Source organism: Porphyromonas vaginalis (genome assembly GCF_958301595.1).
GTDB classification, from domain to species: domain Bacteria; phylum Bacteroidota; class Bacteroidia; order Bacteroidales; family Porphyromonadaceae; genus Porphyromonas; species Porphyromonas vaginalis.
Genome location: NZ_CATQJU010000001.1, coordinates 2187574 through 2201006, shown reverse-complemented (window position 1 = coordinate 2201006; position 13433 = coordinate 2187574). Strand labels below are relative to the sequence as shown.

The window sequence follows — 13433 nt, the reverse complement described above, 5'->3', positions numbered from 1 at the left end:
CGCAGCCGTGTTACTTTCCTTTTCCCTTGATAATAGTGCCCACCGTGCAGAGCAGCACCGCTAGGTCGAGCTTGATCGACATGTGTTCGTAGTAGAGCCAGTCATAGTAAAGTCGCTCGACCATCTCATCGACCGTCGAGGCGTAGCCGTACCGCACCATTCCCCACGACGTGATGCCCGGCCGTAGCTGGTGTAGCAGGTAGTAGTAAGGCGCCCGCTCGAGGATCTGCTTGATGTAGTAAGCGCGCTCGGGGCGAGGCCCCACGATAGACATATCGCCTCGCAATACATTGTAAAACTGGGGTAGCTCGTCCAGTCTGTACTTGCGTAGCTTGGCACCCAATGGTGTGACTCGCTTGTCTCCCTCGTGGCTAAGCTGAGGGCCCGCTACCTCTGCGTCCGTATACATCGTGCGAAACTTATAGATCCAAAAAGGCTTCCCTCCACGCCCCACACGCTCCTGACGATAGAAGACGGGTCCCTCCGAAGAGCGCCGAACCAAGACCGCTAGCACCGCAAAGAGAGGCGACAGGAGGATCAGCAAAATTAGCGATACGATACGGTCGAAGAGCCACTTTACATTTTGCTCCATCTCGCTCATCTGCGTCTGCGTCACATCGTGTAGCGGTAACCCACGGAGCGTGCGCGCTTGTAGCGAGGAGCGTACCCCCATCACCCCCTCTAGATATATCTTGATCGGTAGCTTGCAACGGTACAGCTCATAGAGCAGATGCGTAGCTCGTAGCGTGTCCGCCTCATTGGCCACCATATAGATCGCCTCGATCGGTTGCTCCTCCAGTATAGTCTGTACCTGCTCTAGTGTGACAGGCTCAGAGTCGAAGGGGAGCTGCGCCACAGCGTGGTAATGCATCTCCATACGCACCGCCTGCAACTTGTCGATCACCTCGGGCGTCCCGATGAGCAGGATCTGTGGCCAATGCTCTGGCATGCGGTCATACCTAATCTGCTGCAAAGTAATCGTCAGGCGACCCGCATAGATGAGGAGGAAGTGCGTCAGATAGAGCAGGGCGAAGAGGAGCAGATGCTCACTGCGCCCATCGATTACATCGTCCACCACGAGGAAGAGATACTCGATGACCACCCCCACGAAGACACTCCCAGCCGTCAGAAAGAACTCGTCGATGCGGCTCTTCGCTAATACCTTATTATAGTACCCCGAGAGCGTTAGGAAGCCCATCCAGAAGAGTACCACCACGAGCGTCACCCAGTACATCTTCGTGTTGAAGAGGAAGAGCGACAGCTCGCCAAAGGTCGCACTCTGATCCTCGACCACGTAGCGCACCACGTTGAAGAGCGTCGTTGCCAGCAGCACCGCCACAAGGTCAGAGACGATGTAGCGCAGACGTACCATAGCTTGTCGAGACTTCTTGCTCATAGATCGGACCGTGTTTAGGAGCTACTAAAAGGGCGTTTAACGGCTTCTGACCAACCTTATTACTTAGCGAATGACTTGCACCTCATTATTGAGCCCCAGCTTGATAATGTCTGAGGGCATGCCATCGATATGCTCATCTTGGCGTAGCGGGACCACATAGTCGACCATCTTGATCAGTGCGGGATCAATCTCCGAATAGTTGTGTGGCGAACTAGTCCCCGCCAGATTGGCCGAGGTGGAGACGAGTGGTCGGCGCAGCATGCGGCAGATCTCCTGACAGAGCGTATCGCTTGCGATGCGTATCCCGATCGAGCCATCGTCCGCCAGTAGTTGTGGCGCCACATTGCGCCCCTCGGGGTAGATAATGGTGAGCGGACGCACCGCCACATCGATCAATTGGTACGCCATCGATGGCACCGTACGCACGTATGATTGTATTCGCACGTCGCTATCGACCAGCATCAGCATCGGCTTGCCCATGGGGCGACCCTTAATTGCCGAGAGGCGATCCACCGCCTCTTCATTGGTCGCATCGCATCCCAAGCCCCAGATCGTGTCAGTAGGGTAGAGGATGATACCACCACGCTGTAATACGTCGACCGCCTCACGCACTGCGGATAGAGTCTCAGGAGAAGGAGATACTTGGTTCATAAAACTATCTAGAGAGGTAAATGCCTCCACGACCTTGTGGAGACTTCTAGCACAAAGGTACGAAATCAGACGGGATACCGCTAGAGAAATCAGTGCCACACGTATGGCACTCCAGTTTCCTCCCTATGAAACTCCAGTTTCAGTCTAGTGTACTGATCGTTATGTCAGTTTTGACTGCTAAGCGGTTAGCGCAAAAGAATAGAAAAAGGGGACCGCACCGCAAAAGGTACAGTCCCCTAATCGTATATAGATGTGTTTGTGCTTTAGCTGAGCTCGTGGATGACGATACCGGAGCGGAGCTTAGGCTCGAACCAGGTGGTCTTAGGTGGCATGATGTTGCCCGTGTCAGCGATGTCCATGATCTGCTTCATCGTGACGGGGTAGAGGGCTAGTGCGACCTTCATCTCGCCTGAGTCGACACGCTTCTTGAGCTCGCCAAGACCGCGGATACCACCGACGAAGTCGATGCGCTTGTCACTACGTAGATCCTTGATGCCGAGGATCTCATCGAGGATGTGATTCGACGAGATGGTGACGTCTAGGATACCGATAGGATCGCTGTCATCGTAGGTGCCTGGCTTAGCGGTGAGCGAGTACCAGTTGCCATCGAGGTAGAGCGAGAAGTTGTGCAGCTTAGCGGGCTTGTAGATCTCTGTGCCCTTCTTCTCGACGACGAAGTCCTTCTCGAGCTTCTTGAGGAACTCTTCGCTGGTGAGCCCGTTGAGGTCCTTGACGACACGGTTGTAGTCGATGACGGTGAGCTGGTTAGCGGGGAAGGCTACAGCCATAAAGTAGTTGTACTCCTCATCACCACGGTGATTGGGGTTTTGCTTAGCCTTCTCAGCACCTACGAGCGCTGCAGCAGCACTACGGTGGTGACCGTCAGCGATGTAGAGCGCGGGCATCTGGCCAAATAGCTCGGTGATACGCTTGATATCCTGATCCTGGTCGATGATCCAGAACTGATGCTGGAAGGTATCGTTGGCGACGAAGTCGTAGACAGGCTTCTGAGCCGTGTACTTAGCGACGATCTTGTCTAGCTCAGCATTGTCAGGGTAAGCAAAGAAGACCGGCTCAATGTTCGCATTGTTGATGCGTACGTGCTTCATACGATCCTCCTCCTTGTCACGACGTGTGAGCTCGTGCTTCTTGATGACACCGTTGAGGTAGTCCTCGACGTAAGCGCCGATAACGAGACCATACTGTGTCTTGCCGTTCATCGTCTGAGCATAGACGTAGTAGCACTCCTTGTCGTCCTGTACGAGCCAGCCCTCCTTCTTGAAGTGCTGGTACTGCTTGACAGCCTCGTCATAGACCTTGGGGTCGTGCTCGTCGGTACCTGCGGGGAAGTTGATCTCTGGCTTGATGATGTGGTAGAGAGACATGGGGTTGCCCTCAGCCTCCTTGCGAGCCTCGTCAGAGTTTAGCACGTCGTAGGGACGAGAGTTGACCTTCTCAACAAGGTTTTGAGGTGGTCTGTATCCTTTGAATGGTTTGATTATAGCCATAATAAAGAGTCTTTGAGTGTGTGGTGAGAGTGAAAAAGAAAGACTTCGGTCCCCTCTAGGTGAGGAGACCAAAGTCTCTAAGTCGTCTACAGATTAGTTGACGCGGAAAGTCTCGCAACCATCCTTGATGAAGCCGACGATCTGGTTAGCAGCAGCAAGACCAGCGTTGATGTTTGCCTCAGCTGTCTGAGCACCCATCTTCTTAGCGGTTGCTAGGTAGCGATCCTGTAGCTCCTTCTGGTACTCCTCGTGCATGTCAGGCTGGATGTCGGTAGCGTAGCGTACGTCTGTGCGCTCCTTGAGAGCTGCGAGGAAGCACTCCTCGTCGATGATCTCCTTACGAGCTGTATTGACGATGAGACCACCCTGAGGCATCATCTTGACATACTTGCCGTTGATGCTCTTGACAGTCTCAGCGGTCTTAGGCGTATTGAGCGATACGATGTCGCACTGCTTGAAGAGATCCTCCTGGCTGCAGTAGGTGAGCCCGAGCTCCTTCTCCTCAGCAGCATCAAGGCGGTGACGCTTGTTGTAGTAGACCTCCATGCCGAAGCCGTGAGCGATCTTAGCTAGGCAACGACCGATGTGTCCGAAGCCCTGGATACCGAGCTTCTTACCCTTGAGCTCAGAGCCAGACTTGCCGTTGAAGTGATTGCGAACCATAGCAAGCATGAGTGCGAAAGCGAGCTCAGCGACAGCGTTAGAGTTCTGTCCAGGGGTGTTCATCACGCAGACGTTGTGCTTGGTAGCAGCCTCTAGGTCTACGTTGTCATAGCCAGCACCAGCGCGTACGACGATCTTGAGGTTCTTAGCAGCCTCAAAGACGTCAGCCTGGACCTTGTCGCTACGTACGATGATAGCGTCTACATCCTTGACAGCGTCGAGGAGCTGCTGACGCTCTGTATATTTCTCTAGGAGTACTAGCTCAAAGCCAGCACCCTCTACAATCTTGCGAATGCCATCTACAGCGACTGGTGCAAAGGGCTTCTCAGTTGCGATAAGTACTTTAGTCATAGTATTGAGTGATATCTTTATTTAGGAGCCTACCCCGTAGACCCCCTGTTGGTGTGAGGTGCTGCGGGGTAGGACAGATAGTGTTATGTAAGTAATGAGAGAGATTAGTGCTTCTTCTCGAAGTCCTGCATAGCCTGGATCAGAGCCTGTACGCTCTCCATCTCGAGGCCGTTGTAGAGAGATGCACGGAAGCCACCTACAGAGCGGTGACCCTTGATACCTACCATACCGCGCTCAGTAGCGAAGTTGAAGAAGTCATCTTGTAGCTCAGCATACTCGTCGTTGAGGACGAAGCATACGTTCATACGAGAGCGATCCTCAGCCTCGACAGTACCACGGAAGAGCTTGTTGCGGTCGATCTCTGTGTAGAGAGCGTCAGCCTTCTCCTTAGCACGCTGCTCCATAGCCTTGACACCGCCCATCTCCTTGTACCACTTCATGGTCTGGAGGCAAGTGTAGATAGGTAGGACAGGAGGCGTATTGAACATAGAGCCCTTCTTGACGTGCGTCTGGTAGTCGAGCATCGTAGGTAGTGGACGATCGATCTTGCCTAGCGCATCCTTGCGGATGACTACGAAGGTCGTACCTGCAGGACCCATATTCTTCTGAGCACCACCATAGATACAGTCGTACTTGCTGACGTCTACTGGACGAGAGAAGATATCACTACTCATATCGGCAACAAGAGGTACCTTGCAGTCGAAGTCCTTGCGGATCTCTGTACCGTAGATGGTATTGTTGGAGGTGTAGTGGAAGTAGTCTACATCCTCGGGGATGGTGAAGTTCTTAGGAATGTAGGTGAAGTTCTTGTCCTCTGAAGAAGCGACAACAACTGTCTCCGTACCAAAGACCTTGTCTACGTAGCCAGCCTGCTTGATAGCGTTGGTAGACCACGTACCTGTGTTGAGGTAAGCTGCTTTCTTGCCCATGAGGTTGAGCGGTACCATGTAGAACTGGAGGCTAGCACCACCACCGAGGAAAAGTACCTCGTAACCCTCGGGGATGTCTAGTAGCTCCTTGAAGGTAGCTACGGCCTCGTCCATAACAGCTTGGAATTGCTTGCTGCGGTGAGAGATCTCAAGGAGTGAGAGATCCATGTCAGCGAAGTTCAGCACCGCATCAGCAGTGCGCTCGATCACGCCACGGTTTAGTACCGAGGGACCAGCATAGAAGTTGTGCTTTTTCATCTTACTATATTTATTGTTTTGGGATTATATGCTTGTCTATGTGTGCAATAGGGGAGCTGGATGGCCTCCTTTTGCTTTATTTAGAAGGGACAAAGAGAAAGCTTTTCAGGGTCTCCTCTCTTTGCCCCTACAAAGATACGGAATTAAAGTGGAGAAACAAACTATTTCCACGATACTTTGCGCTAAAGTTCTCTTTTCGAATTCAAAAGTGCTCTGTCAGCTCACTTTCTCAGCAGTTTATTACCCCGGGGTGACTTCCGTCGGAGCGCCCTCTTGGATCTGGAAGAGGCGATAGGGGACTTGCTTCGACGAGATGATTTCATCGAGGTATTTGCGGTTCGTGTCGGTGATAAAGATCTGTCCGAAAGTGTCCGTAGCAACGAGCTCGATGATGCGCTCCACACGGTCGCTGTCTAGCTTGTCGAAGATGTCATCGAGGAGGAGTAGGGGAGCCGTCTGATTCGTCAAGTGCTGCTGCAGATAGCGGTACTCGGCTAGCTTGTAGGCGATGAGGTAAGTCTTGTTTTGCCCTTCGGAACCTATCTTGCGCATGAGGTTCTCTCCGAGGAGCATCTCAAAGTCATCTCTGTGGCAGCCGGTCGCTGTGAAGCCATACTCGTAGTCTCGCTGACGATGGTCTCGTAGTATGCGCAGCTGCTCCTGAGCGGTGCTGGCACTGCCGGCACTAAAGGATAGGACCGCACGCTCTACCCCCGCAGCGAGATGCTGATAAATCTGATCGAAGGTGGGGACGAGCTCATCGACATAAGCCTGTCGCATCGTGGAGACTGCTAGTCCCGTCGTCGCTAAGGTCTCCTCGAGGATATCCATCAGAGCTGGCTCGTGGATCTGGTTGCGCAGCATATTGTTGCGCTGGTCGAGAGCTCTGTTGTAGTTGATCAAGTTCGCCAGATAGGTCGCGTCTTGCTGTGAGAGGATACGGTCCACGGAGCGTCTGCGCTCGTCGCTTCCCCCACGTATGAGTCTCTGGTCGTGTGGCGATATGATAACCAGCGGGTAGCGCCCTATGTGGTCGCTGTGACGCTTGTAGAGACGACCATTGCGAGAGAGCTGCTTGCTTCGCTCGGTAGAGATGCGCAGGCTGATCTTGTCCTCCTGCCCATCGTCCCATAGGTACTCGCCCTGTATAATCGCCTCTTGCGCCCCGTGACGTATGGCGTAGCGATCGGTAGTGCCTAGATGCCCACGCACCACCGAGAGGTAGTGGATAGCATCTAGGAGATTGGTCTTGCCCATACCATTGCCCCCGAAGAAGCAGTTGAGCTTGGGTGCAAAGTGGCAGTTTGCCGTAGCGACATTCTTAAAGTTGATGACACTCAGCGAGCTTAGTATCATAGTCGAGGGTCTATTCCTAACTTCTGCAAGGGTACGAGTAGCTCTTTGTGTACTGCACGTAGTCGGCTCGTGAGTTGCTCCGTAGCATGGCATAGCGGTAGTCTCACCGCACAGGTCTCTATAAGGTGAATGGTCTGAAGCAGCCCCTTGATACCCACGGGATTGCCCTCCTTAAAGAGCAACTGATACATCTCCGTAAAGAGTGCATCAATCTCATCCGCCTGCTCCCGCTGCTCTGTAATGAGAGCCGAGACGAGCGCTTTGATCGCTTGCGGATAAGCGTTTGCCACGACCGAGACCACTCCATCGCCTCCCGCCCGGATGATATCTTTCGTCAGGTGGTCATCGCCCGAGTAGACCAGCAGGTCAGGACGGCATAGCTCGCGAATCTCTCCGATTCGCTCTACATGCCCCGAAGCCTCCTTGATACCGATGATCTTTGCCGAGTCACGCTGTAGCCTAGCTACCGTCTGGGGCTGTAGGTCGCATCCAGTACGCGAGGGGATATTGTACAGTATGATCGGCTTCTTGCTTGCCTCGGCAACAGCCATAAAGTGGAGATACAGTCCCTCCTGCGTTGGCTTATTATAATAAGGTACGACTGAGAGGATGGCATCGACATTGTCATAGATTGGGTCGCTCATACGCTGGCATAGGTCCTGCGTGTTGTTGCTCCCGACACCGATGACCAGCGGACAGCGACCATCGATGGCCCGTCGCACTACATCGATCAGTAGTAGTCGCTCAGGGTAAACGACCGTAGGCGACTCGCCCGTAGTGCCGAGCAGCACTACGAAGTCGCATCCGCCTGAGACCACATGCTCCGTCAGACGGCTCAGCGAAGCCGAGTCTACCTGCCCATTCTCCAGAAATGGAGTAATCAACGCCACGCCAGCGCCTGTCAGATGGCGATAAGGATGGTAAGTGTATTTATCGTACATATATAAGGTATAGCCCTTAGCAATTTGTCCAGTTCATATCGAGCAGCTCCGCACGAGCCGCATTGTACTCAGCAATAAGATTTTCGAAGATCTGAGACACCGGCTGCACCTGCTCTATCTGCGCAGCCACCTGACCAATCTCTAGTTCGCCCTCCGTCAGGTCTCCCTCGAAGATACCACGCTTAGCCCTGGCCCGCCCGAGTAGCTCTCGTAGCTCATCAGCAGAGGCACCCCGAGCTTGCAGGGTGGCCACCTGTTGGTAAAAGTCGTTCTTCAGCAAGCGTGTCGGAGCGAGCTCCTTGAGGGTCAATATCGTGTCCCCCTCGTCACTCTTGACGCACGCTTCCTTGAAAGTCGCATGCGCACTACTCTCCTCACTCAGCGCAAAGAGCGTCCCGATTTGCACACCCTCAGCGCCTAGGCTCTGAGCCGCCACGATAGAGCGCCCCGAAGCTATCCCGCCCGCCGCCACGAGGGGCAGGTCAATAGCCTGCGCCACAGCCGGTATCAGCGCCAGCGTCGTAGTCTCCTCACGACCGTTGTGACCGCCAGCCTCAAAGCCCTCGGCAATCACCGCATCGACACCCGCCTCTTGGCACTTGACCGCAAACTTCGTACTGCTGACCACGTGCATCACCTTGATCCCATGCTCATGGAGGAGGGGCGTAAAGCGCTTGGGACTGCCCGCCGATGTGACCACGATAGGCACTCGCTCCTCGATGATGATCTGGATCAATGTGTCAATCTCAGGGTAGAGTAGCGGCACATTAACCCCAAAAGGTCTATCCGTAGCCTCACGGCAGCGGGCTATATGTTCGCGTAGCACCTCAGGGTACATTGAGCCAGCACCTAAGAGACCCAATCCTCCCGCATTGCTCACAGCCGAAGCGAGTCGCCAACCGCTACACCAGACCATACCGCCAGCAATGATCGGATAACGTATGCCTAGTAGGTCGCAGAGTCTATTCTTCATATTGTCTTAATTGCAAATTCAAACTTCCTGTACAAAGCTACGCAAATCACGCCACATATCATTGCCTTTGTTTCAAGGAAATGCTTCGAAAGCGTGTCTGTGGTCTAGTTGATCGATAGCTTTACAAAAGCAACGCCACGCTTAGGAAGAATAGCTTGTTTTCCTAAGCGTGGCGTCTATAAATTAAGTATGATTTATTAGATGATAGGGGAGACTACAAGTCGGCTTTGTCATTGTGCTCCACAAGAGGCGTGAGGGTTAGTGTGGCAGAGATAGGCTGCTTGGGGACGTACTTATCAGGATGATCCGCAGGGTTCATTAGCAGCGGAGTACCAAAGTCTGAGATGCTAGTGATCTCGATACGATATTCGTTGTTGCGGACAATGCCATAGCGCCCATAACCCTCCTGTGTGGGGGCATGCTGGACGGGTAAATAATAGTAGTTGTAGCTCCTGAGATAGTAGCGCAACCCCTTGTAGTCAATAGGTACTAGCTCACCTTGATGTTCAGAAGTCGTGATGAGCATCTTATCACCCTGAGTAGCTACATACTCTTCGCATACGTCTTGTAAAGCTTTCGGATAACCCGCTGGTGCTGTTACGACAGGTTTCGACTTCCCCGTAGTCTTGTTGCGCTGATAGATGTCTTTTAGATAAGTGTTAAAGTCACGTCCACGATAGTAACGACCATTGAAGCTAACCCACCCCTCGTCAGCCTTAAAGTCTCCAAGCGCATCCAAACTAGCTGGATAAAGCTTGTAACCAATGAGCAGGGATGGCAGGAAGTAATAAGTAGTGTGATCGGGATCGACCGTGGTCTCTAGAGAGTAGTATCCATAATAAGCTAGATCACACTCATCGACTGTCTTAGGAACGAGCTTGAGAGACTCTAGATTGCAGATTGTCCTATCAGTACTGTGGAATCGGTAAGTATCAAGAAGAGCTTTTTGGTTACTTGGCTCACTAGTAGCGATCTCTTGATAACCTGGAGAGTAAGCATATCGCGTAGCGAAGTTTGAGCCATCTCCAGGCTTTTCCATAACATTCTGAGTACTCCCGATAAGTGGGGCTAGCTCGCGCATTAAAAACGATTGAACAGATCGGCATCCGATCTTAAACGTACCACCATTCGTTAGGTCAATAGACATATACTGAGGGACTTTAGGCTCTCCAAATAATTTGACACGAGCTATGGCTCGGGTGAGCGTTACTGGTACTGAAGGAGCTCCTTTGTCAAATGCACTCTTATCAATCTGGATAGGTCCCTGATCATTACTCCACACGACAGAAGTAACCTTGTCTCCTGACTTAGTGTATAGATTAGCGAGTTTGTAGGTTGTCTCAAAGAGGTTGCTCCACGATACGCCCTGACCGAAGGCGTTTTGAATATTTGGCGTGCCGTTGAGCACAGCGACTAAATAATAAGAAGCTACTGGCAATGACATAGATAGGGGAGCGCTGGTTGCTACTTCCGCTTTGCCAAAAGTACGGTGAGCCACCAGGGTTCGCTCTGCTGCCTCAGACTCACCAGAGAAGAAGTATAGATCTAGTTTCTCTATGGCAGACATTGGGTCATCTTCGCCAGCTCTAAGATCTACTCCTAAGCAGTTCAGCTGTATCGTCAAGTTTCCCTCCGTAGCTACAGGGTTGACTTCCTGGGGCGACTTACGACAAGCTCCCAATAGGAGTACACTCATACAGAGCACTAGTGAGAGGAGTCCAGATGCTACTGAGTAGCTACACCTTTGTTGGTTAGCTTTTATCTTTCGAGAGGTACTCATCGCCGTTTGTTGGCGCAACTCTTGCATCTGGCTGTTTCTAGCCTTCGAGAGGAGCTTCATAGATATGTGCATTGCTTGTATAAATGTGAATTTGATTCTTATAGGTGCGAAGTTATACAAAAAACACAAGCCCACAAAACATACGAAACCACACTCTACTCCGAAAGTCTCATTGCCAGCGACCTGCATTCTAAGTCTCAAAGCTAGTGAAAGCGATGTTTTTCAAGTTTCAGGAGCTCGCTACCTGCTCCTCTCGAAATTGCATCTTAGAGTAGCTAGCCATCATCTTGGCACTCCAGGCCTTGAATTTTTCGGTGTAGATGATCAGCATGATGGAGGTGATGGGACCCATCCCCTTGCAGGAGATGAGGTGCTGATAGTTGCGGTACATCTCCTCATCTTCCTTGATAATCTCAAGCATTAGGCGCTCGCACTCTTGGATGCTTTTGGTCAAGAGGTCGATGCCCTTTTTGGAGTTTCGATAGATAAAGTTATCGGATTCAGACTTGCTAGAAATGTGCCGTTTTTCCTTGGCTATAGCTAGCTTATACTGCCTATCGTCAACTACTGACTGCCTATAGAGAAAGAGTTCGCGTAAGCTACCCATGTTCTCGTCCGTAGGTTTATAAAGAGCTGTTTTGGAGTGTTTTTTCATGATTTTGTGGCTGAATGTTGATAAGTCAGCTAGGTGCTATAGTTAGGCTATTACTTCAGTTAGGCTCTGAGCCTCACTTTCTAATAAGTCTCAAGTAGCTGAACTCCTGAGGGGCTATAGCAGGCCTTAGGTTCGTAGCCTCGTAGGGACGATAGATCACCCTCTCGTTGCTGTCCTTATCTTTACTACAACAAAGGTAAGAACAACCCGTTTAATTGACCTAATCTCGGGTCGATTTCTTTTCACTCTGCAAACTTAAAGCTTTCTAGGAGTTTTGACACCGCAAAGATGGAGAAAAGATTTGCTCTGTACAGGCATTGTATTTCCTTTGTTTGGCTGTATGTTGCAAGGAATGTACATTGTTCCATTATTGGTCGTTAGTTTGTACCTTTGGCGTTGAATAGGTTGAGTTATGAAGATGGGCAAAGCAGGATATACCGCTGAAGAGAAAAGGCTCGCTGACGAGTTGGCTCGTTCGTGCGGGTACGACTTTGCTGGTTTCGTCTGTGAGTACAAAGGCGGAAAGGCTTTCTTGGGAGACCTTAATACCATGAGGTATGTTGGTATTCCTCCCGCTATTCTTGTGAAGGATGGCGTGGCTAGGGAGCTTTCAGTGGAGGACTCTCTGTATCTCATAGATCGTTCATAGGTCTTATACTACATCAGCATTTATGGAGAGATAGTCTGCACGATAGCTGGTTGTCAGTTTGTGCCTTTAGTGCAGAATGCGCTGAGATATGAAAGATGTAAGCGAGTACGAAGCTCTCTACGACTTTGACAAGAAGAATGAAGGCGATGTGATCTATTGGACTTCTGAGATAGACAGGCTAGACTCACATCTGTTCTCATTTGACAAGAAGATGGTCTACAATCTTTTTGAAGACTATCCAGATCGACTAACGAAGGAGCAGAAAGCAATCTTCGATAGAGAGAATCCGTATTGGGTGAAGTTCTTTGGCACATAGCCGTCACTTCGCTATACTGCTATTCGCCTTCCTAGAATTGCGAGATCTGAAGCCCGAAGGTTTTATTTCTAGCCTAGCTGGAGGTTAGGCTAAAGGCTTGAACTACTTCACACTGCTCTGAGGAACGAATATCTCATAGCTCCCATCGCTATAGAAGATGCGTATCTCACTCACTTCACGGGTTGCAGTGTGCTGCTGAAGTAGCACTTGACGTATCTGCTCTACCTCCTCAGAAGTAAATGGTATGGAGGTGAGCCCGCTCTGTAATGTTGACTCAGAAGAGGGGGTCGCGTGCGCTGTCTGTGAAGATGGTGCACCGGCCTCATAACTCCCGAAGAGACTACTCTCTATGGGTAGTGAGACGCTCTGCTCCTCACGCTTAGGCGTCCCCTTGCCAAAGAGCAACCACTCATAGCTCCACGATGGATAGGCAGATATGATGTTATTGAGTGTCTCTATGGTGGGGCGATTGCGCCCGTTGAGCATGTGACTAATAACAGACGGCGTAATCCCCGCCTCGGTAGCAAAAGCTGTAGCGTTTAGCTCCATAGACTCCATCATATAGCGGACACGCTCTATAATTCCTTCAGATTCTATTAGTAGCATAGTCTTCTTCCTTAACAATACATTTGTGACGCGCGAAATTGTAGGCAGTTGAATTGTGTCAAGCGACCTTCTCGATACAAATGTAGTGAATACAATTGAAACGACAAGCAACATGGCTGACAAATAGGATCCAAATAGGGTATTGCTTAGTAAGCAGCTACTTTTCTACTTACACTTCAGCTACGCATATCAAATTCTATTGATTGGTTATTTGATAGTTAGCGATACGTCTAGTAGAGTAGGGTAGGGACGGGGCTATTAGATGCCTATATATAGCAATACAACAGTGTAGTCTTACTTATCTGTTTTGTTGTATCTGCCTCATATATAGACAATAAAGAAACATTTTAAGGTGGTGATAATATCGTGAAACGCACCTCTTTACAAATAAATTAGCGATG

13 protein-coding genes are annotated in these 13433 nt (G+C 50.9%); 2 read left to right on the top strand and 11 right to left on the bottom strand.

Annotation, left to right across the window (positions count from 1 at the left end; genetic code table 11):
• Positions 1–10: 10 nt before the first annotated feature.
• From Q2J34_RS08580 to Q2J34_RS08535, 10 genes are all read right to left on the bottom strand, one after another.
• The gene (locus Q2J34_RS08580; protein WP_298888029.1) at positions 11–1396 is read right to left on the bottom strand and encodes an exopolysaccharide biosynthesis polyprenyl glycosylphosphotransferase; all 1386 of its coding nucleotides are present in this window, start codon (positions 1394–1396) and stop codon (positions 11–13) included.
• A 63-nt stretch (positions 1397–1459) separates the two neighbouring features.
• Complete coding sequence (locus Q2J34_RS08575; protein WP_298888027.1) at positions 1460–2047, bottom strand: L-threonylcarbamoyladenylate synthase; 588 nt, start codon at positions 2045–2047, stop codon at positions 1460–1462.
• A gap of 263 nt (positions 2048–2310) precedes the next feature.
• Positions 2311–3555, bottom strand: coding sequence for a DUF1015 domain-containing protein (locus Q2J34_RS08570; RefSeq protein WP_297729099.1), 1245 nt, complete (start codon positions 3553–3555; stop codon positions 2311–2313).
• Positions 3556–3648: 93 nt separating this feature from the next.
• On the bottom strand, positions 3649–4569 hold the full coding sequence (locus Q2J34_RS08565; protein WP_007366173.1) for an NAD(P)-dependent oxidoreductase: 921 nt from the start codon (positions 4567–4569) through the stop codon (positions 3649–3651).
• A 104-nt stretch (positions 4570–4673) separates the two neighbouring features.
• The gene (serC, locus tag Q2J34_RS08560) at positions 4674–5756 is read right to left on the bottom strand and encodes a 3-phosphoserine/phosphohydroxythreonine transaminase (protein WP_298888024.1); all 1083 of its coding nucleotides are present in this window, start codon (positions 5754–5756) and stop codon (positions 4674–4676) included.
• A gap of 240 nt (positions 5757–5996) precedes the next feature.
• Complete coding sequence (recF, locus tag Q2J34_RS08555; RefSeq protein WP_298888022.1) at positions 5997–7112, bottom strand: DNA replication/repair protein RecF; 1116 nt, start codon at positions 7110–7112, stop codon at positions 5997–5999.
• Positions 7109–8053 carry a 4-hydroxy-tetrahydrodipicolinate synthase gene (dapA, locus tag Q2J34_RS08550; RefSeq protein WP_298888020.1) on the bottom strand — a complete coding sequence of 315 codons (945 nt, stop codon included), beginning with the start codon at positions 8051–8053 and terminating at the stop codon, positions 7109–7111. The genes recF and dapA overlap by 4 nt, the downstream gene beginning before the upstream one ends.
• A 16-nt stretch (positions 8054–8069) precedes the next feature.
• Entirely contained in the window at positions 8070–9026 is a 957-nt protein-coding gene (locus Q2J34_RS08545; protein WP_298888018.1) for an NAD(P)H-dependent flavin oxidoreductase, read from the bottom strand.
• Positions 9027–9240: 214 nt separating this feature from the next.
• Entirely contained in the window at positions 9241–10722 is a 1482-nt protein-coding gene (locus tag Q2J34_RS08540; RefSeq protein WP_300969995.1) for a fimbria major subunit, read from the bottom strand.
• 313 nt (positions 10723–11035) lie between these two features.
• On the bottom strand, positions 11036–11461 hold the full coding sequence (locus tag Q2J34_RS08535; protein WP_298888014.1) for a hypothetical protein: 426 nt from the start codon (positions 11459–11461) through the stop codon (positions 11036–11038).
• A 412-nt stretch (positions 11462–11873) separates the two neighbouring features.
• On the opposite strand from Q2J34_RS08535, the gene Q2J34_RS08530 reads away from it, so the two are divergent.
• A complete protein-coding gene (locus Q2J34_RS08530) occupies positions 11874–12110 on the top strand; it encodes a hypothetical protein (protein ID WP_298888012.1) in 237 nt (78 codons plus the stop codon).
• 88 nt (positions 12111–12198) lie between these two features.
• Positions 12199–12426 carry a DUF7675 family protein gene (locus Q2J34_RS08525; RefSeq protein ID WP_298888011.1) on the top strand — a complete coding sequence of 76 codons (228 nt, stop codon included), beginning with the start codon at positions 12199–12201 and terminating at the stop codon, positions 12424–12426.
• A gap of 102 nt (positions 12427–12528) precedes the next feature.
• Here the strand turns inward: Q2J34_RS08525 and Q2J34_RS08520 are convergent, their stop codons facing one another.
• Complete coding sequence (locus Q2J34_RS08520) at positions 12529–13032, bottom strand: helix-turn-helix domain-containing protein (RefSeq protein ID WP_298888009.1); 504 nt, start codon at positions 13030–13032, stop codon at positions 12529–12531.
• Between the last annotated feature and the right edge of the window lie 401 nt (positions 13033–13433).

Bases quoted from the DNA above. Each gene is read 5' to 3' on its own strand.
- Q2J34_RS08580 (WP_298888029.1), bottom strand. From the start codon at position 1,396: ATGAGCAAGAAGTCTCGACAAGCTATGGTACGTCTGCGCTACATCGTC.
- Q2J34_RS08575 (WP_298888027.1), bottom strand. From the start codon at position 2,047: ATGAACCAAGTATCTCCTTCTCCTGAGACTCTATCCGCAGTGCGTGAG.
- Q2J34_RS08570 (WP_297729099.1), bottom strand. From the start codon at position 3,555: ATGGCTATAATCAAACCATTCAAAGGATACAGACCACCTCAAAACCTT.
- Q2J34_RS08565 (WP_007366173.1), bottom strand. From the start codon at position 4,569: ATGACTAAAGTACTTATCGCAACTGAGAAGCCCTTTGCACCAGTCGCT.
- serC (WP_298888024.1), bottom strand. From the start codon at position 5,756: ATGAAAAAGCACAACTTCTATGCTGGTCCCTCGGTACTAAACCGTGGC.
- recF (WP_298888022.1), bottom strand. From the start codon at position 7,112: ATGATACTAAGCTCGCTGAGTGTCATCAACTTTAAGAATGTCGCTACG.
- dapA (WP_298888020.1), bottom strand. From the start codon at position 8,053: ATGTACGATAAATACACTTACCATCCTTATCGCCATCTGACAGGCGCT.
- Q2J34_RS08545 (WP_298888018.1), bottom strand. From the start codon at position 9,026: ATGAAGAATAGACTCTGCGACCTACTAGGCATACGTTATCCGATCATT.
- Q2J34_RS08540 (WP_300969995.1), bottom strand. From the start codon at position 10,722: ATGAGTGTACTCCTATTGGGAGCTTGTCGTAAGTCGCCCCAGGAAGTC.
- Q2J34_RS08535 (WP_298888014.1), bottom strand. From the start codon at position 11,461: ATGAAAAAACACTCCAAAACAGCTCTTTATAAACCTACGGACGAGAAC.
- Q2J34_RS08530 (WP_298888012.1), top strand. From the start codon at position 11,874: ATGAAGATGGGCAAAGCAGGATATACCGCTGAAGAGAAAAGGCTCGCT.
- Q2J34_RS08525 (WP_298888011.1), top strand. From the start codon at position 12,199: ATGAAAGATGTAAGCGAGTACGAAGCTCTCTACGACTTTGACAAGAAG.
- Q2J34_RS08520 (WP_298888009.1), bottom strand. From the start codon at position 13,032: ATGCTACTAATAGAATCTGAAGGAATTATAGAGCGTGTCCGCTATATG.